Raw genomic sequence first — 18,054 nt, forward strand, 5'->3', positions numbered from 1 at the left:
CCTCAGGTGCCATGCGGGGTTACGCCCTACGCGCGTTGATTCAACGCGCGTAACAAAACGATAAACAATTAACCATTGAGCCCCGGGCAAAAAGGCTCTATATTGGCCGCGATTTTTGATGCCCTTCTCATTTTCTTAATTAATTATTCAATCGGAGCCACGTGCTGAGCTGCGGTTGTAGGAGTGATATGATGACGGATAAAGTCCGTATTGATACTTTGAATGCCTCTTCTTTCAAAACCAACGAAACCTATCTGGCCCGTCAGGCCGAAATGGAATCCAATGTCAGGAGTTATCCGCGCAAGCTGCCTTTAGCTATTACTAAGGCGGACGGGGTGTGGATCACCGACGCGGATAACAAAGAGTATCTTGATTGCCTGGCCGGTGCGGGAACGCTGGCGCTGGGTCATAACCATCCTGATGTGCTGAAAAGCATCCAAAGTGTCATTACCAGCGGCTTGCCGTTACATACCCTGGATCTGACCACGCCGTTGAAAGACGCGTTTTCAGAATACCTGCTCTCTATGCTGCCAGGCCAGGGCAAAGAGTACTGCCTGCAGTTCACCGGCCCGTCCGGCGCGGATGCTGTAGAAGCTGCGCTGAAGCTGGCGAAAAAAGTGACCGGCCGCAGCGGCATCATCAGCTTCTCTGGTGCATACCACGGCATGACCCACGGCGCACTGTCCGTGACCGGCAACCTGTCTCCGAAAGAAGCGGTTGACGGCATGATGCCAGAAGTCCAGTTCATGCCTTATCCGCACGAGTACCGCTGTCCGCTGGGTATCGGTGGTGAAGCCGGTGTTAAAGCCCTGACCTACTACTTCGAAAACCTGATCAACGACGTTGAAAGCGGCGTGCGTAAACCTGCTGCCGTGATCCTGGAAGCAGTCCAGGGCGAAGGCGGCGTGAACCCGGCACCGGTTGAGTGGCTGCAGCGCATCCGTAAAGTGACCGAAGAGCACGGCATTCTGCTGATCCTCGACGAAGTTCAGGCTGGCTTTGCCCGTACCGGTAAATTCTTCGCCTTCGAACACGCGGGTATTCAGCCAGACATCGTTGTGATGTCCAAAGCTGTGGGCGGCGGTCTGCCGCTGGCCGTTCTCGGTATCAAAAAGCAGTTCGACGCCTGGTCTCCTGGCCACCACACCGGTACCTTCCGTGGTAACCAGCTGGCAATGGCCACCGGCCTCACCACCCTGCAGATCCTCAAAGAGCAGAACATCGCTGATAAAGTTGCCGCCCAGGGCGAGTGGCTGAAAGCGAAGCTGGTTGAGCTGCAGAAACGCTATCCGGTTATTGGTCACGTGCGCGGTCTGGGCATGATGATCGGGATTGAGATCGTTAAGCCGCACGAAGCTGCCGACCACATGGGCTGCTTCCCGGGCGACGGCGAGCTGTCTGCATTGATCCAGAAGAAGTGCTTCGAAGCGGGCCTGATTCTGGAGCGTGGCGGTCGTAACGGTAACGTCGTGCGTCTGCTGCCTTCCCTGCTGATCAGCGATCAGGAGCTGAATGTGTTCCTGGATAAATTTGAGCAGGCGCTGCTTGCTGCGGGCGTTCGCCCAGTCTAACCGGAGACAATGGATACAATGTCAGATTTAAACCCGATTTTGTCGTCCTCGGCGCAAAGCATCGAAGCCTATCAGCAGGCCATCGAGCAGAGCACCCAGGCGGTCATGCAGTGGCTGAAACAGCCGGAAATGTACCAGGGTAAAACGGTCGCCGAGCTGCGCGAACGTATTAACCTGGACTTCAGCCCGGAAGGGCTGGGCAACGAAACCGCTATCGAGCGCGCCGTTGAATATTTCCTGAAAGACAGCCTGGCGGTGCATCATCCGCAGTGTGTGGCGCATCTTCACTGCCCGAGCCTGGTGGTAAGCCAGGCGGCGGAAGTGATGATCAACGCCACTAACCAGAGCATGGACTCCTGGGATCAGAGCCCGTCTGCGACCATTATCGAGATAAAACTGATCGAGTGGCTGCGTACCCGCCTGGGTTATCAGGCGGGCGACGCGGGTGTCTTCACCAGCGGCGGCACCCAGAGCAACATGATGGGTCTGATGCTGGCGCGCGATGCCTTCTTCGCGCGTCAGGGCCACTCCGTCCAGCAGGATGGTCTGGTGGGCGATCTGCGTAAGATCCGTGTTCTGTGCTCCGACAGCGCACACTTCTCCGTACAGAAGAATATGGCTCTGATGGGTCTGGGCTACCAGTCCGTTATCCAGGTTAAAACTGACGAATGTTCGCGTATGGATCTGAACGATCTGGCCGCGAAAATTGAGCAGTGCAATGCCAACGGCGAACAGATTCTGGCGATCGTTGCCACTGCAGGTACCACGGACGCGGGCGCTATCGATCCGCTGCGTGCGATTGCAGAGCTGGCGGCGAAGCAGAATATCTGGGTTCACGTCGATGCGGCATGGGGCGGCGCGCTGCTGATGTCCGAAAAGTATCGCGATTACCTCGATGGTATCGAGCTGGTGGATTCCGTGACTCTGGACTTCCACAAGCAGTTCTTCCAGACCATCAGCTGCGGCGCTTTCCTGCTGAAAGAGGCGCGTCACTATGAGCTGATGCGCTATCAGGCGGCGTACCTGAACTCTGAGTTTGACGAAGAGGCTGGCGTGCCAAACCTGGTATCCAAATCCCTGCAGACCACTCGTCGTTTCGACGCGCTGAAGCTGTGGATGAGTCTGGAAGCTCTGGGCGAGAAGAAATACGCGGAGATCATCGATCACGGTGTCACCATGGCGCAGCAGGTTGCCGCGTACGTAGCCGAACAGCCGCTGCTGGAGCTGGTCATGCCGCCACAGCTGGCGAGCGTTCTGTTCCGCTTCCGTCCTGAGCATCAGCTGGATGACGCGGCCATCGCGCTGCTGAACCAGAAAATCGGCGACGCCCTGCTGGAATCCGGCCGCGCTAACGTCGGGGTTACCGAGCATAACGGTATCACCTGCCTGAAGCTGACCCTGCTGAACCCGGTTGTGACCCTGGAGGATGTTAAAGTCCTGCTGTCACTGGTGGAACGCACGGCGCGCGAGCTGCTGGCTAAGTAAGTTGTTCTATCCGGCGGCGCCCTGCCGCCGGATTTCTTTCCCTTCTTCACTGCTCTTAGCCCTATTTTTTCTCTGCGTCGTGTTGCGAGACGTAGCTGTAGGTGCCGTAACTCTCGCTGTAATAGTTGGCTGCAGACTTCACAACGTCATTCAGAATGGCACCTTTGATATTCACCCCCATCTGCTGCAAACGCCGTTGACTGATCAGCATCTCCCGCACGGTCGTGATGTTGTGGCGGGCGACCAGCAGCGTAGATGCCGCAATACTCCCCACTAATGCCGCGTCAGTCACCGCCAGGATCGGCGGCGTATCGACAATCACGATATCGTAATGCTCACTCGCCCAGGCCATAAATTCTCGGAAACGGCTGTGCATCAGCAGTTCAGACGGATTCGGCGGGTACTGACCGCAGGTCACCACGTCGAAATTGCCGCTGGTAAAGGTCTGGGCGGCCTGGGTGAAGGACACTTTGCCTGACAGGACGTCAGATAACCCCTTATCATTATTAAGCCCCAGAATGTTGTGCACGTAGCCTTTGCGCATATCCGCATCAACGAACAGCACCCGCTGATCCACCTGTGCCACCAGCGCCGCCAGCGACGTACTGACCAGGGTTTTACCGCAGTCCTGGCCCGGGCCGCTGAACATGAGAATGTTGTTCCCGGCATCCATCATGGCGAAATGCAGGCTGGTGCGTAATCCGCGCACCGCCTCGACAAAAATATCCAGCGGTTGGTCGACGGGCAAAAAGGGCACGCCTGAGGTTTTATGCCTGAAGCAGTAGCGGAAGAAATATCTCCCGCCTAAACGGGTTTTACTGTTTAACCATTCCGAGCGCGGTAAGGTGGCATAGACATTAATCCCTTCGCTTTCGAGCTGCTCCGGCGAGTTAATCCCCCGTCTCAGAGCGGATTTCGCCAGCACCAGGCCCACAGAAAGGAACGCGCCAAAAATTGTCATGAGCATGACAACAAGCGCCTTACGCGGCTTTATTGGAACCGGGTGGGTGGCCGCCTGGTCAATGATACGCACGTTGCCAATGGCGCTGGAGCGGGAGATGTTCAGCTCCTGCTGGCGCGTCAGCAGCTGAAGATAGACGGCGCGACCAGAATCCACGTCGCGGCTGAGGCGTACGATCTGCTGCTGGGTCGACGGCATCGCACTGACCCGTTTGTTCAGCCGCGCCCTTTCCTGCTCTAACGTCTGACGCTTCTCGCGCAGTGCGCGATAGGTCGGGTGATCTTTTTTATAGTGCTGCGACACTTCCGCTTCGCGGAAGGTTAATTCATTGAGCTGATTATCGACGTTAACGATCTGCTCCAGCACAGCTTTTGCCTCGAGCGATAGATCCACCGAGTCGCGCTGTTTACGGTAGGTGTTCAGCCGCTCTTCTGCCAGCTCCAGTTCGCTGCGCACCTGCGGCAGCTGGCGCTGCAGAAAATCAAGACTTTGCGAATCCTGCGCCGCCTGGCGGGCAATGTTTTGTCTCAGATAGCTCTCGGCAATGTGGTTCAGAATGTTGGCGATCTGGTCGGGATTCGACCCCGTCATGCTCAGCGTGAGGATCCCACTCTCCTTACCCTGCTCCGTCACGGTAAACTGGCGGCTCAGGGCGTTGATGGCTTCAAGCTGCGAACGCTGACTCACCCGAAAACGGGTTCCTGGCGGTGCCGACAACTCACGAACCTTAATCGTCACGCCCGCCTGTTGCACCAACGCCCCGACGCTCCCCTGCAGGTTAATCCCTTCCCCTTCAAGACGATATTTACCGTTGCTTTCAGCAGTGAGGGTCAGCGACATCGCTTTACCCGGCATGGCGGGGAGCGTCAGACTGTCGAGCATCAGGTAGACGGCTGGCTGGCCGCTCAGCCTCGCCCAGCCCTCTCCTGCCAGAGGGAAGCGGATCGGGGTTATCTCATCACGCAGGCGCAACGCGTCCACGGTTTCGCCAAGGATCATGCGGGATTTCAGCAGCTGAATTTCAGCAGATGAGTCCTGAGTGAAAGTGGGCGATAGCTGATTTAACGATTTGAGCAGGCTGTTCTGCTGCTTCTCTTCAATTTGCACCAGGGCATCTGCAATATATACCGGCGATGCAAATAACGCATAGAGCACGCCGCTGAGCGCAAACAGTAACGTACAAATAAAAACAGACACGCGATGATCAATTAATTCTCCCAGAAGCCGCGCCAGATCCAGCTCATGACTATCAACAGAATAAGCCTGCGCATTTACGATTTTCGACGACATGTACGTAATCCCTTAACTGTAAGTCGGTTGGCCCATTCCTGACTTGCTTCGCCAAGCAGGCGAAAAACATACTCAAATGCTTCCATGCTTTTACCGTACGGATCGGGGATCTCCTGTTGCCTGAGCCATTGGCCGAACAGCAGGGTTTTGCCACGCATTTCCGGCGCAATAAGCGAAATACGGTTTATTTGCGCGGATTCCATAGCAAGGATCAGATCGTATTCCCGCATCATTACCGCCGTCAGTGGACGCGCAGCGTGATCCTCCAGCGAGATTCCATAGGTGCTGGCTATTTTCTGCGCATGACTGTCCGCCGGGCGTCCGGCCAGACCGCAGATACCCGCCGAGGCGATGGTAAATGTGGGCAACTTTTGTTGCAAAAGCCGCTCGCCAATCGGAGAGCGACAAATGTTTCCCGTGCACACCACCAGAATTGACTGGATCATTATTCAGGCCACGACCTGATAAAGCGCACGGTTTCGGTCAGGTCATGCACGCCGCTGATGGTAGGCACCAGCTGCGTAATTACCCGATTCCAGCGTGAGACAGGGGCTGTGGTGACGTAGACGATATCGTAGGGCTGGAGCTGAAACTCAGTGCCGAGCACCATCGCCGACGCATCGCGGGCATTCAGCTGATAAATGTTCGCGATTTTACCGTCCTTACTGTTTTTGCCGGTGGAGCGGATGATGAAGATGCCGCTCGCATCAGCCATGTCCTGATTCATACCACCGGCATTTGCCAGGGCTTCTGCCAGCGTCATGCCGCTGCGATCCATCTTCAGGGTGCTCTGTTTCACCACTTCGCCCATCACAAAGACTTTCAGGGCGTCATTGCGCGGTACAAACAGGATATCGCCCGGCCACAGCAATCTGTTTTGCGTCAGATCGCCGTGCTGCATCAGGGCGTGCAGCGAAATTCGCGTGTCCTGGCCGTCATGGGTCAGCACCACGTTTCGCCAGTCTGCATCCGTCGAAAGGCCCCCCGCCGCGTTAATCGCATCCATGATGGTCAGGGGAATATTGGTAATTGGCTGCTGCCCGGATTTCACCACTTCGCCGGTGACATAGGCCTTTTGTGAACGAAACGCCGCAATGCTGACGTCGACCTGCGGGCTTTCAATGACTCTGTCCAGCCGGGCCGTGATCTCTTCGCGCACCTGAGCGAGGGTCTTTCCGGCGACATGGAGTTTGCCAACGTAGGGATAGAAGATCGTTCCGTCTGCGCCCACCCAGTTGCCGGTGTCGCTGGCGCTGCGATACTGACCGGCAGGCGTGGTGAGCTCGGGGTGATCCCAGACGGTGATCATTAGCACGTCCCCGGGGCCGATCCGGTATTCCCAACGTTTTAGCTGTTCATCGAGATTCGGATTTGCCTGAGATTTTACCTGGTTGGTGCGAAGCTGCTCAATCACTGAAGGCGTCAAAGGCCAGACGTCCACTTTCTTATCCAAATCAAGCGGGTTGTCTTTAACAGCAACGTTATTTTTTCCAGATATATTTATATGTTGGCCGGGCATAAGGGTGCAGCCCGATAATAATATTGCGCAAATAAAAGCTGCACTGTTGCGGAGTGGGATTGTCATTAATAATGGATGCTCTATTATATTCCGTTAATAGCCCTATAACTTCCTTGTAGCTCACATTAAATTAGCCACATCATTAAAAATAAAATATCAATTACAATTAATCACTTACAGAAAAAACCCGATAAAAGAAAAGCACCAACCATGTTGATAACTGTCTGGTATTATCTTTAAATAAGAGGAAAACCAAAAAACGCAAATTAACTAACACACATCATAAGCATTTCAGGGAAGGAATTATACAGTACAATAACGGCTATTATGCCCCTAAAGCGTCACTTTCAGATTTTATAAAATTAATAATACATTACACAAATTCGATTTAATGAAAAATTTGCGCCACAAATAATTAATTCGGCCCTGCTGGTGGCAAGGATGTGTTGATTTGTTACATTTTTTACCAACTTAGCCAAACGGCAAAACATAAAATAGACTCTCTGTTGCTCAGCCACGAAACGGCAAAACAAGAGTAATGGCCACGGTAAATCTGGAGAAAAAATGACTAAAGGTAAAATTCTACTTCTGGGCGTATTGATGTCACTGGCGAGTGCAGCCTTTGCTGCCCCACAAGCCACAGCGGCGCCCTCTGGCATCCAGGCCTATGAGGAACAGGAGTTTGTAGCCGATTTTACGAAATACAAGATTGGTGATTTCGCCCCGGCGCAGTACCTGACACCTGAGTACACCATCAAGCAATATAACCTGCGTAATCTCCCTGCACCGGATGCAGGCACGCACTGGACCTATATGGGCGAGAACTACGTGCTGGTGGGCGATACTGACGGCAAGATCTACAAAGCCTATAACGGCGATATTTTCTACCACCGTTAACCGTTTGTTGTGCCGGGTGGCGAGGTAAAAGCAAAACGGTCACCTGAGGTGACCGTTTTTTGTGTTAGCACCCGCGCAAAAGCGTTACACCGCGCGGAATGAGATATCCGCAGGGATCACCTCACCCTGCCAGTAAAGCTGGGCGGCAACGCGATTCGCCAGTTGGCGATACATCTCCGTAAATTCACTTTCAGGACGGTTGACCACGGTCGGCTTACCGCTATCGAGATCTTCACGCAGCGTAATGTGCAGCGGCATCTGACCCAGCAGCTGGGTGTGATACTGCGCGGCCAGTTTTTCTGCCCCGCCGGTACCGAAGATGGCCTCATGATGACCGCAGTTGCTGCAGATATGCATGCTCATGTTTTCAACGATGCCCAGCACCGGCACGTCGACCTTCTCGAACATCACGATCCCTTTTTTGGCGTCGATCAGCGCGATATCCTGTGGCGTAGTCACGACCACCGCCCCGGTAACCGGGATGTTCTGCGCCAGCGTCAGCTGAATGTCACCGGTGCCCGGCGGCATATCCAGCACCAGATAATCGAGATCCGGCCACATCGTCTCCTGCAGCATCTGCATCAGCGCTTTGCTGGCCATCGGCCCGCGCCACACCATGGCATTATCGTCAGTGACCAGATAGCCAATCGAGTTGGTCGCCAGTCCGTACGCCATAATCGGCGCCATATGGGTGCCATCCGGCGAGGTCGGACGCTGATTTTCCGCGCCCAGCATGTTAGGAATTGACGGGCCATAGATATCGGCATCGAGAATACCGACTTTCGCCCCTTCAGCGGCCAGCGCCAGCGCCAGGTTCACGGCGGTAGAGGACTTCCCTACCCCGCCCTTGCCGGAGCTGATCGCGATGATATTTTTCACGCCATTGATGCCCGGATGGTTTTTCACCCGTTTCAGCGTGGCGATGGTATGGGTCAATTTCCAGTCAATAGCCTTCGCCCCGGTGATACGCAGCAGCTCGGCGCTGGTTTGCTCTTTCAGCGTCTCGAACGCATGGTTCCAGACAAAAGGCATATGCAGCTCGACATGCAGAATGTCATCCAGCCACGCTACGTGATGTAACGCTTTCAGCGTGGTGAGATTGTGCTTCAGGGTGGGGTGCTGAAAATTAGCCAGCGTCCCGGCGACCATTGCGCGCAAGGCTTCCGGTGATTTGGCCTGGGATTGAGAACTCATCCCGACTCCTTTTGTTTTTGTGGATAAGACCTTTGTTGAACAAGTTTACCTGAAAGGCCATGGTTTGTGCTTACTTAATAATGCCCCTTTTGGTACTATCAAAACCCTTTTCACTACCAAAGAAGTAATGCTTACTATGACTCAAGTCGCGAAAAAAATTCTGGTGACGTGCGCTCTGCCGTACGCTAACGGCTCAATCCACCTCGGCCACATGCTGGAGCATATCCAGGCTGATGTCTGGGTCCGTTACCAGCGAATGCGCGGCCATCAGGTAAACTTCATCTGTGCAGACGACGCACACGGCACGCCAATCATGCTGAAAGCCCAGCAGCTTGGTATCAGCCCTGAGCAGATGATTGCTGAAATGAGTCAGGAGCATCAGACCGATTTTGCTGGCTTCGACATCAGCTATGACAACTATCACTCCACGCACAGCGACGAAAACCGCGAACTGTCGGAGCTGATCTACACCCGTCTGAAAGAGAACGGTTTTATCAAAAACCGCACCATCTCTCAGCTCTACGATCCTGAAAAAGGCATGTTCCTGCCGGACCGTTTCGTGAAGGGCACCTGCCCGAAATGTAAGTCACCGGATCAGTACGGCGATAACTGCGAAGTGTGCGGCGCAACCTACAGCCCGACCGAGCTGATTGAGCCGAAATCCGTGGTTTCCGGCGCAACGCCTGTGATGCGTGACTCCGAACACTTCTTCTTCGACCTGCCGTCATTCAGCGAAATGCTGCAGGCCTGGACCCGCAGCGGCGCGCTGCAGGAGCAGGTGGCGAACAAAATGCAGGAGTGGTTTGAATCCGGCCTGCAGCAGTGGGATATCTCCCGCGATGCGCCGTACTTCGGTTTCGAAATCCCGAACGCACCGGGCAAATATTTCTACGTCTGGCTGGATGCGCCAATCGGCTACATGGGCTCCTTCAAGAACCTGTGCGACAAGCGTGGCGACACCACCAGCTTCGACGAATACTGGAAGAAAGATTCCGACGCCGAGCTGTATCACTTCATCGGCAAAGACATCGTTTACTTCCACAGCCTGTTCTGGCCGGCAATGCTGGAAGGCAGCGGTTTCCGCAAGCCAACCAACCTGTTCGTCCACGGCTATGTGACGGTGAACGGCGCGAAGATGTCCAAATCCCGCGGCACCTTTATTAAAGCCAGCACCTGGCTGAACCACTTTGATGCCGACAGCCTGCGCTACTACTACGCGGCGAAGCTCTCTTCCCGAATCGACGATATCGACCTGAATCTGGAAGATTTCGTTCAGCGCGTGAACGCCGACATCGTCAACAAAGTGGTGAACCTGGCCTCCCGTAACGCGGGCTTTATCGCCAAGCGTTTCGACGGCGTGATGGCGGCTGAGCTGGCGGATCCTGAGCTGTACAAAACCTTCACCGACGCCGCTACCGTAATTGGCGAAGCCTGGGAAAGCCGCGAGTTCGGCAAAGCCGTGCGTGAAATCATGGCGCTGGCAGATCTGGCTAACCGCTACGTTGACGAGCAGGCGCCGTGGGTTGTCGCCAAACAGGAAGGCCGCGATGCCGACCTGCAGGCGATCTGCTCCATGGGTATCAACCTGTTCCGCGTGCTGATGTCTTATCTGAAGCCGGTTCTGCCGCAGCTGGCCGCGCGTACTGAAGCCTTCCTGAACACCGAGCTGAGCTGGGACAGCATTAATCAGCCGCTGCTCGGCCACAAGCTGAACGCGTTCAAGGCGCTCTACAACCGTATCGAGATGAAGCAGGTTGAAGCCCTGGTTGATGCCTCTAAAGAAGAGGTGAAAGCCGCTGCCGCACCGGTTACCGGCCCGCTGGCGGAGGATCCGATTCAGGAGACCATCACGTTTGACGATTTCGCTAAAGTCGATATGCGCGTGGCGCTGATCGAGAACGCGGAATTTGTTGAAGGCTCCGACAAGCTGCTGCGCCTGACCCTCGATCTGGGCGGCGAGAAGCGCAACGTCTTCTCCGGCATTCGCTCCGCCTACCCGGACCCGCAGGTGCTGATCGGTCGCCACACCGTAATGGTCGCCAACCTCGCGCCGCGTAAAATGCGCTTCGGTATCTCGGAAGGGATGGTGATGGCCGCAGGGCCTGGCGGGAAAGATATCTTCCTGTTAAGCCCGGACAGCGGTGCGCTGCCTGGTCATCAGGTGAAATAAACGAAAAAGCCGGAGATTATCTCCGGCTTTTTTTATCGCTTTTTTGCCGGGTGGCGGCTTTGCCTTACCCGGCCTACCAACCCGCAGGCCCGCGCAAGCCCAGCGCCACCGGGCAAAAATCACGGTTTCGGGTGATGCACCCGATGGGTCAGGCCGCGCAGGAAATTGCGCAGGAACTGATCCCCGCACTCGCGGTAATTTTTATGATCCGGGGCACGCATCATGGCGGTAATTTCCGGCATCGAGACGCGGTATTTCTGCTCGGTCATAATCGCCAGAATATCGTCGGTCTTCAGCGAGAAGGCGATACGCAGCTTTTTCAGCACCGTGTTGTTGTTCACCCGACGCTCCAGCGCAAGCTCAGGCGCAGATTCATCTTTGCCGCGCTTGTCGTAAATCAGGCCGTTCAAAAAGCCGGAAAGGATGATGTCCGGGCAGCGAACAAAACCGTCCTCCTCCTCTTTGGTCATCCAGGTGTCGAACCCGGCCGAGGTGGATTCCATGTCGGCAAGCGCAAGAATGCGCACCATGTCGTTGTTATTGGCTTTCAGGGTGTAGCGCAAGCTACGAAGAATATCATTACTGAGCATAGAGCCTTCGAGTGTCGATGATGCAATGGCGCGCAGTGTAGCAGTTTTACAGCCCTATCGCCTCTTTCAAACTCTTCAGGTAGCGACGGCTGACCGGCACCGTCTGCCCGGCGCGCAGGACCAGTTCCGCCTGTCCGTTCTCCTCAAGGCGGATCTCTTTCAGATGCGCCATGTTCACCAGGTACTGGCGATGGCAGCGCAGCAGCGGGGTACGGCTCTCCAGGGTGCGCAGCGTCAGTTCGGTAAAGCCCTCTTTGCCTTCATGGCTGGTCACATACACCCCGCTCATCCGGCTGCTGACAAACGCCACATCCTCCATCTGCAGCAGCCAGATTCGGCTGTGGCCGGTGCAGGGAATAAACTTCAGCGGCTGCTGGTGTTCCGCCAGCAGGGACACATCCTGCACGCTGCGCTCCTGGCGCAGGCGATTGAGCGTTTTCTCCAGCCGCGGCTCTTCGATGGGTTTCAGCAGATAGTCGAAGGCGTGCTCTTCGAACGCCTTAACCGCGTACTCATCAAAGGCGGTGAGAAACACAATATAGGGGCGATGCTCCGGGTCGAGCATGCCCACCATCTCCAGGCCGCTGATGCGCGGCATCTGGATATCCAGAAACAGTACGTCGGGACGCAGCTTATGCACCGCGCCAATCGCTTCGATGGCGTTGGCGCACTCGCCGACAATCTCAATATCGCTGTGCTCCTGCAGCAAAAACCGCAGGTTTTCTCGCGCTAAAGGCTCATCATCGACAATCAGCACATTCAACATGCGTGTTCCTCCAGGGGCAGTCTTAAGGTTATGCGGGTAAAGCTGTCGGGCTCGCAGGTGACGGTAATGCCGCAATCCTCACCGAAATGGGCGCGCAGGCGTTTATCCACCAGCCCCATTCCCAGGCCGCCCCCCTCTTTTGCCGTAGCGTAGAGCCCGGCATTGTCTTCAATATCCAGCACCAGATAGCGATTAAAGCGGCTGGCGGTGATGGCAATCTCCCCGATACCCAACAGCTGGGAGGTGCCATGCTTAATTGCATTCTCAACGATCGGCTGCAGGGTGAAGGCCGGCAGCTGCTGCCAGGCCAGTTCATCCGGCACCGACAATGTGACCTGCAGGCGCGACTGGAACCGGGCCTGCTCAATTTGCAGATAGGCGTTCACATGCTCAATTTCATCCGCAAGGGTGACGATTTCCGAAGGCCGCTTCAGGTTTTTGCGGAAAAAGGTCGAAAGAAACTGCACCAGCTGCGTCGCCTGCTCGCTGTCCCGGCGGATCACCGCCTTCAGGGTATTGAGGGCGTTAAACAGAAAATGCGGGTTCACCTGCGCGTGCAGGAGCTTGATCTCCGACTGGGTGAGCAGCGCCTTCTGCCGCTCATACTGTCCGGCCAGGATCTGCGCCGAGAGCAGCTGGGCGATCCCCTCCCCCAGGGTACGGTTGATGGAGCTGAACAGGCGATTTTTCGCCTCGTAGAGCTTGATGGTGCCCATCACCCGCTGATTTTCGCCGCGCAGCGGGATCACCAGCGTCGAACCCAGCTTGCACTGCGGATGCAGGGAGCAGCGGTACGGCACTTCGTTACCGTCGGCGTAGACTACCTCACCGGTCTCAATTGCACGAAGCGTATATGCGGACGAAATCGGTCTGCCCGGCAGGTGGTGATCGTCCCCGGTGCCGGTAAAGGCCAGCAGCTTTTCGCGATCGGTGATGGCGACCGCGCTGATATCCAGCTCCTGGTGCAGGACCTGCGCCACCTTCATGCTGTTCTCTTCGTTAAAGCCCTGGCGAAGGATCCCCTCCGTCGAGGCCGCGACCTTCAGCGCCGTCGCTGAAAACGCCGAGGTATACTTCTCAAACATCGCCCGCTTATCGAGCAGAATGCGCATGAACAGCGCGGCGCCGACCGTGTTAGTGACCATCATCGGCGCGGCAATGCTGCCCACCAGATGCAGGGCATCCTCGAACGGGCGGGCGATCAGCAAAATGATCAGCATCTGCACCAGCTCGGCCACCAGGGTGATAGCCCCTGCGGTGAGGGGGCTAAAGACCTTATCCGGGCGACCGCGGCGGATCATCACGCTGTGAACCAGGCCGCCAAGCAGCCCTTCGACAATGGTCGAAATCATACAGCTCAGGGCCGTCATTCCGCCCATCGAGTAGCGATGTAACCCCCCGGTCAGCCCCACCAGCCCGCCGACCACCGGGCCGCCGAGCAGGCCGCCCATCACCGCGCCAATGGCACGGGTGTTGGCAATGGAGTCTTCAATGTGCAGGCCCAGATAGGTGCCGAGAATGCAGAAGATGGAGAAGGTAACGTAGCAGAGCAGCTTGTGCGGCAGACGGACGGTGACCTGCATCAGGGGGATGAACAGGCGTGTTTTACTCATCAGCCACGCGATGACCAGAAACACACACATCTGCTGAAGCAGCAGCAACACCAGATTAAATTCGTACATGCCCACAAACCGGAAATTCTAAAAGCGCGTAACATACACCGAAGCGCATTAACTTTCTTTGCAGTAAAAGCATGAAAATGTGTTTTCGTGCCACCCATCACACCTTTTGCCGAACATAATCTGATATTCGCATTATTTGTGCAAAAAAAGAGCAATCCTTCCTGGTTCAGCATTCTGCGTCTACAGTTAATCTGGGTATGTGCAAGCCGGGGGATAACATGGCGCTCTACACGATAGGGGAAGTGGCACTCCTGTGTGATATCAATCCAGTGACGTTACGCGCATGGCAGCGTCGTTACGGGTTGCTTAAACCACAGCGAACCGACGGCGGACACCGGCTGTTTACGGATGCGGATATCGACCGGATCCGCGAGATCAAAGGCTGGATCGATAACGGCGTGCAGGTCGGGAAGGTCAAAACGTTGTTGAGCCCGGAAGGTCAGGACGAACTGGACATCTGGCGCGAACAGCAGGAGGTGCTGCTGCGTTATCTGCAGTCCGGCCATCTGCATCGCCTGCGCGTGTGGATCAAGGAGCGAGGCAGCGAATACCCTGCGCAAACCTTAATCACCCAACTCTTTATTCCGTTACGAAGGCGGTTGCAGTCGCAGCAGCCCACGCTGCAGGCGCTGCTGAGCGCGCTGGACGGGGTGCTGATCAACTACATCTGTATTTGTCTGGCGACAGCGCGAAAGAAGAACAGCAAGGATGCGCTGGTGGTTGGCTGGAACGTGCACGACACCACACGCCTGTGGCTGGAAGCGTGGATTGCCGCCCAGCAGGGCTGGCGGGTCGACGTGCTGGCCCATTCCCTTGTGCAGCTGCGCCCGGAGCTGTTCGACGGGCAGACGCTGCTGGTGTGGTGCGGTGAATCACCGACGGCGGCGCAGGAGCTGCAGCTGACCCAGTGGCAGGAGCACGGGTATCCCGTCTTCCCGCTGAAAGGCAATTAATGGTTCATTAACACCCGCGCTTCACCGTATAATCGCCCTGTTAACATCAGGAGCACATTATGAAGGCAACCAAAGTCGCGGTTATCACCCTGTTCTTTCTCATGGCCGTCAGCGGTATTGGTGGCGTGATGCTGGCAGGTTATTCGTTTATTGTCCGTGGCGGTGTCGGCTGAGGCTTCTTGCCAGCCGCTCAAAAGCGCGATCCACCACAATCGCCGCCAGCGCCACCAGCAGCGCACCCTGGATAATATAGGCGGTATTAAAGCCGCTTAAGCCGATAATGATCGGCGTTCCCAGCGTATTCGCCCCCACCGTTGAAGCAATGGCCGCCGTGCCAATATTGACGATCACCGAGGTGCGGATCCCGGCCAGCATCACCGGCGCGGCCAGCGGCAGCTCGACGTTACGCAGGCGCTGCCAGCCACTCATCCCCATTCCTTCTGCCACGCTGATTGCCGCTGCGGGTACCGCCGCCAGCCCGGCAAGCGTCGCCTGCAAAATCGGCAGTACGCCATACAGGATCAGCGCAATAATTGCCGGCTGCTGACCAAAACCCATCACCGGCACCGCAATCGCCAGCACCGCCACCGGCGGGAAGGTCTGGCCGACGGCGGCGATAGTCTCCACCAGCGGGCGAAACTCGCGCCCCGAAGGCCGCGTGACCGCAATTCCGGCCCCGACCCCCAGCACGATGGCAAAGACGCTTGAGGCGCCCACCAGCCAGAAGTGGGCGAGCGTCAGGGTAACGAAGCTCTCCTGCTGATAGACCGGGCGCGGCAGTTCCGGGAACAGCGTGCTGAAGAGCGGCGCGCTGTAGGGCATCAGCAGCAGGAGTGCGACAAACAGCGCCACCAGCCACAGGAGCGGATCGCGTAGCCACCTCATGTTGCCTCCCGGATCAGCAGATCGCGAAAGTACAACGTGCCGCACGCTCTTTCCTCTTCGTCCACCACCGGCAGGCTTTCGCATCCCTGGCTGACAAACGCCGAGAGCGCATCGCGCAGGCTCATGGAGGCCCGCAGCGGGCTTTCGCCTGGAGTGATGTCCGGGCGCATCGATTCGCCCACCGTGCGCAGCGACAGCAGGCGTACGCCCAGCTCGCTGCGGCCAAAAAACTCGCGCACGAAGCTGTTCGCGGGCCGGGTAAGCAGCTCCAGCGGCGTGCCCTGCTGCACCACCCTGCCGCTGTCCATCAGCACCAGATGGTCCGCCAGGCGCAGCGCCTCGTCGATATCGTGGGTCACCAGAATAATGGTGCGACCCAGGATGCGGTGAATACGGGTCATCTCCAGCTGCAGCGCGCTGCGGGTCACCGGGTCGAGCGCGCCAAAGGGTTCATCCATCAGCAGCACTTCCGGATTAGCGGCCAGCGCTCGCGCCACCCCAACCCGCTGCTGCTGGCCGCCTGAGAGCTGGTGTGGGAAGCGCTCGCGCAGCCCCGGCTCCAGCCCCAGCAGCGCCATCAGCTCATCCACCCGATCGTCAATTTTTTGCCGCGACCACTTTTGCAGCTGCGGCACGGTGGCGATGTTGCGCGCCACGGTCCAGTGCGGAAACAGTCCGATGGACTGAATGGCGTACCCCATCCGGCGACGCAGCTCCAGCACCGGCAGGCTACGGATCTCCTGCCCGGCAAAGCGGATCAGGCCGCTGTCGTGCTCCACCAGCCGGTTGATCATCTTCAGGGTGGTCGATTTACCCGAGCCCGAGGTGCCCACCAGCACCGAAAAAGCGCCTTCGGCAAAGGTCAGATCCAGATTGCTGACCGCGGGCTCCCCGGCAAAGGTTTTACTTACATCATGAAATTCAATCATTGGTTCTCCTTCGCAGCAGGGCTATCCACAGCGCAAACAGCGCATCCACCACCACCGCCAGCACGATGGTGGGTATGACGCCCAGCAGCACCAGATCCAGGGCGCTGCTCAGCAGCCCCTGGAACACCAGCGCCCCGAATCCTCCGGCGCCGATTAACGCCGCGATCACCGCCATCCCCACGGTTTGTACCGCCACCACCCTCAGTCCGCGCAGCAGCACCGGCAGCGCCAGCGGAAGCTGGATCTGCCAGAAGCGCTGGCGGCTGTTCATCCCCATGGCGTCGGCGCTCTCCAGCACCTCGGCAGGCACCTGGCTGAGCCCCGCCAGCACCCCGCGCGCCAGCGGCAGCAGGGCATAAAGCACCAGGGCGATCAGCGCCGGGGTCATGCCGGTCCCGGCAATACCCAGCGACGAAAGCCACGGCCAGGCGCGGGTCAGCCCGGCGAGCGGAGCAATCAGCAGGCCGAACAGCGCCACGGAGGGGATAGTCTGAATGACGTTCAGCACCGCGAATACCGGCCCCTGAGAGGCCGGGCGGCGGTAACAGAGGAGCCCCAGCGGCACGCCAATCAGCAGCGCCGGAACCAGAGTACCCAGCAGCAGGGTGAGATGCTGCTGCCCGGCATCGTTAAAGACATCCTGCCGGTTGGCGTACTCTTTCATCAGCGAGAGGGCGTTGAGTTCGCCGCTGAACAGCAGCAGCAAGGGCAGGATCCAGATTTGCGCCTGCAGCAGCCAGCGCCAGAGTGGCTGCGGGCTGAGCCTGCGAATGGCATCGCTACAGGCCAGCAGGCAAAGCGCCATCCAGAGCCACAGGCCGCTGCCCACGGCGGTACGCGCCAGCGGGCTTTCGCTGCTGGCAAGATGCGAGGCGGCAAGCCCCGCGCTCCAGACCAGCCCGGCAAACAGCAGTTCGCAGACCACCAGCGTCGACGCTAAAGCCCAGCGCCCGCGAACCAGCGTCAGCCCCAGCAACAGGCAGAGCGGGATGAGCAGCAGCGCAGGGGAAAACGTCCAGACCTGCCAGACGGCGCGCCCTTGCCCGGACACCAGCCGGTTCGGGGCAAAATTCACAAAGGGTAACGCGGCTGCTGCAAGGGCAATAAGCGCCATCAGCAGCAGCACGCGGTTATGACATTTTATCGGCACATCGCAGTCCTG

The 18,054-nt window shown here is 57.3% G+C and carries 16 protein-coding genes; 6 read left to right on the forward strand and 10 right to left on the reverse strand.

The window, feature by feature from the left end:
• Positions 1-188: 188 nt before the first annotated feature.
• Together ACOYA6_RS10855 and ACOYA6_RS10860 are read left to right on the forward strand one after the other, a co-directional pair.
• Positions 189-1,571: a diaminobutyrate--2-oxoglutarate transaminase gene (locus ACOYA6_RS10855; protein WP_039031094.1), complete on the forward strand. Its 1,383-nt coding sequence runs from the start codon at positions 189-191 to the stop codon at positions 1,569-1,571.
• A gap of 18 nt (positions 1,572-1,589) precedes the next feature.
• On the forward strand, positions 1,590-3,056 hold the full coding sequence (locus ACOYA6_RS10860) for a pyridoxal phosphate-dependent decarboxylase family protein (RefSeq protein WP_422654681.1): 1,467 nt from the start codon (positions 1,590-1,592) through the stop codon (positions 3,054-3,056).
• A gap of 61 nt (positions 3,057-3,117) precedes the next feature.
• Here ACOYA6_RS10860 and ACOYA6_RS10865 read toward each other — a convergent pair whose 3' ends face one another.
• From ACOYA6_RS10865 to ACOYA6_RS10875, 3 genes are read right to left on the reverse strand one after another with little or no spacing between them, the layout of a single operon-like run.
• Positions 3,118-5,307: a polysaccharide biosynthesis tyrosine autokinase gene (locus ACOYA6_RS10865; protein WP_422654682.1), complete on the reverse strand. Its 2,190-nt coding sequence runs from the start codon at positions 5,305-5,307 to the stop codon at positions 3,118-3,120.
• The gene (locus ACOYA6_RS10870) at positions 5,289-5,753 is read right to left on the reverse strand and encodes an arsenate reductase/protein-tyrosine-phosphatase family protein (RefSeq protein ID WP_039031091.1); all 465 of its coding nucleotides are present in this window, start codon (positions 5,751-5,753) and stop codon (positions 5,289-5,291) included. Before ACOYA6_RS10870 ends, ACOYA6_RS10865 begins: the two co-directional genes overlap by 19 nt.
• Positions 5,753-6,892: a polysaccharide export protein gene (locus ACOYA6_RS10875; RefSeq protein ID WP_223073762.1), complete on the reverse strand. Its 1,140-nt coding sequence runs from the start codon at positions 6,890-6,892 to the stop codon at positions 5,753-5,755. The genes ACOYA6_RS10870 and ACOYA6_RS10875 overlap by 1 nt, the downstream gene beginning before the upstream one ends.
• Before the next feature lie 498 nt (positions 6,893-7,390).
• Here ACOYA6_RS10875 and ACOYA6_RS10880 point away from each other — a divergent pair, with 498 nt between their 5' ends.
• Positions 7,391-7,723: an RcnB family protein gene (locus tag ACOYA6_RS10880; RefSeq protein ID WP_039031090.1), complete on the forward strand. Its 333-nt coding sequence runs from the start codon at positions 7,391-7,393 to the stop codon at positions 7,721-7,723.
• Between the two features lie 84 nt (positions 7,724-7,807).
• Here the strand turns inward: ACOYA6_RS10880 and apbC are convergent, their stop codons facing one another.
• On the reverse strand, positions 7,808-8,917 hold the full coding sequence (apbC, locus tag ACOYA6_RS10885) for an iron-sulfur cluster carrier protein ApbC (RefSeq protein WP_422654683.1): 1,110 nt from the start codon (positions 8,915-8,917) through the stop codon (positions 7,808-7,810).
• Between the two features lie 136 nt (positions 8,918-9,053).
• Here apbC and metG point away from each other — a divergent pair, with 136 nt between their 5' ends.
• A complete protein-coding gene (gene metG / locus ACOYA6_RS10890; protein ID WP_422654684.1) occupies positions 9,054-11,087 on the forward strand; it encodes a methionine--tRNA ligase in 2,034 nt (677 codons plus the stop codon).
• A gap of 119 nt (positions 11,088-11,206) precedes the next feature.
• Here the strand turns inward: metG and ACOYA6_RS10895 are convergent, their stop codons facing one another.
• Genes ACOYA6_RS10895 through ACOYA6_RS10905 form a run of 3 tightly spaced genes read right to left on the reverse strand, consistent with a single transcriptional unit; the run spans position 11,207 to position 14,125 of the window.
• On the reverse strand, positions 11,207-11,677 hold the full coding sequence (locus tag ACOYA6_RS10895) for a YehS family protein (protein WP_139563236.1): 471 nt from the start codon (positions 11,675-11,677) through the stop codon (positions 11,207-11,209).
• Between the two features lie 46 nt (positions 11,678-11,723).
• Positions 11,724-12,443 (reverse strand): two-component system response regulator BtsR, encoded by a 720-nt coding sequence (btsR, locus tag ACOYA6_RS10900; protein WP_039031086.1) that lies wholly within the window; start codon positions 12,441-12,443, stop codon positions 11,724-11,726.
• Positions 12,437-14,125 carry a sensor histidine kinase gene (locus ACOYA6_RS10905; RefSeq protein WP_039031120.1) on the reverse strand — a complete coding sequence of 563 codons (1,689 nt, stop codon included), beginning with the start codon at positions 14,123-14,125 and terminating at the stop codon, positions 12,437-12,439. Before ACOYA6_RS10905 ends, btsR begins: the two co-directional genes overlap by 7 nt.
• Before the next feature lie 218 nt (positions 14,126-14,343).
• Between ACOYA6_RS10905 and mlrA the strand changes: the two genes are divergently transcribed.
• Positions 14,344-15,078 (forward strand): HTH-type transcriptional regulator MlrA, encoded by a 735-nt coding sequence (gene mlrA / locus ACOYA6_RS10910; protein WP_039031085.1) that lies wholly within the window; start codon positions 14,344-14,346, stop codon positions 15,076-15,078.
• 59 nt (positions 15,079-15,137) lie between these two features.
• Entirely contained in the window at positions 15,138-15,251 is a 114-nt protein-coding gene (locus tag ACOYA6_RS10915) for a protein YohO (RefSeq protein ID WP_072036698.1), read from the forward strand.
• Here ACOYA6_RS10915 and ACOYA6_RS10920 read toward each other — a convergent pair.
• Genes ACOYA6_RS10920 through ACOYA6_RS10930 form a run of 3 tightly spaced genes read right to left on the reverse strand, consistent with a single transcriptional unit; the run spans position 15,226 to position 18,042 of the window.
• Complete coding sequence (locus ACOYA6_RS10920; protein ID WP_422654685.1) at positions 15,226-15,963, reverse strand: ABC transporter permease; 738 nt, start codon at positions 15,961-15,963, stop codon at positions 15,226-15,228. The two genes, ACOYA6_RS10915 and ACOYA6_RS10920, sit on opposite strands and share 26 nt — an antisense overlap.
• Positions 15,960-16,892, reverse strand: a complete 933-nt coding sequence (locus ACOYA6_RS10925) for an ABC transporter ATP-binding protein (RefSeq protein WP_422654686.1) — start codon at positions 16,890-16,892, stop codon at positions 15,960-15,962. Before ACOYA6_RS10925 ends, ACOYA6_RS10920 begins: the two co-directional genes overlap by 4 nt.
• Positions 16,885-18,042 (reverse strand): ABC transporter permease, encoded by a 1,158-nt coding sequence (locus tag ACOYA6_RS10930; RefSeq protein WP_286172678.1) that lies wholly within the window; start codon positions 18,040-18,042, stop codon positions 16,885-16,887. The genes ACOYA6_RS10925 and ACOYA6_RS10930 overlap by 8 nt, the downstream gene beginning before the upstream one ends.
• Between the last annotated feature and the right edge of the window lie 12 nt (positions 18,043-18,054).

The sequence above is a fragment of the Leclercia barmai genome (genome assembly GCF_049312895.1).
Taxonomy (GTDB): domain Bacteria; phylum Pseudomonadota; class Gammaproteobacteria; order Enterobacterales; family Enterobacteriaceae; genus Enterobacter; species Enterobacter barmai.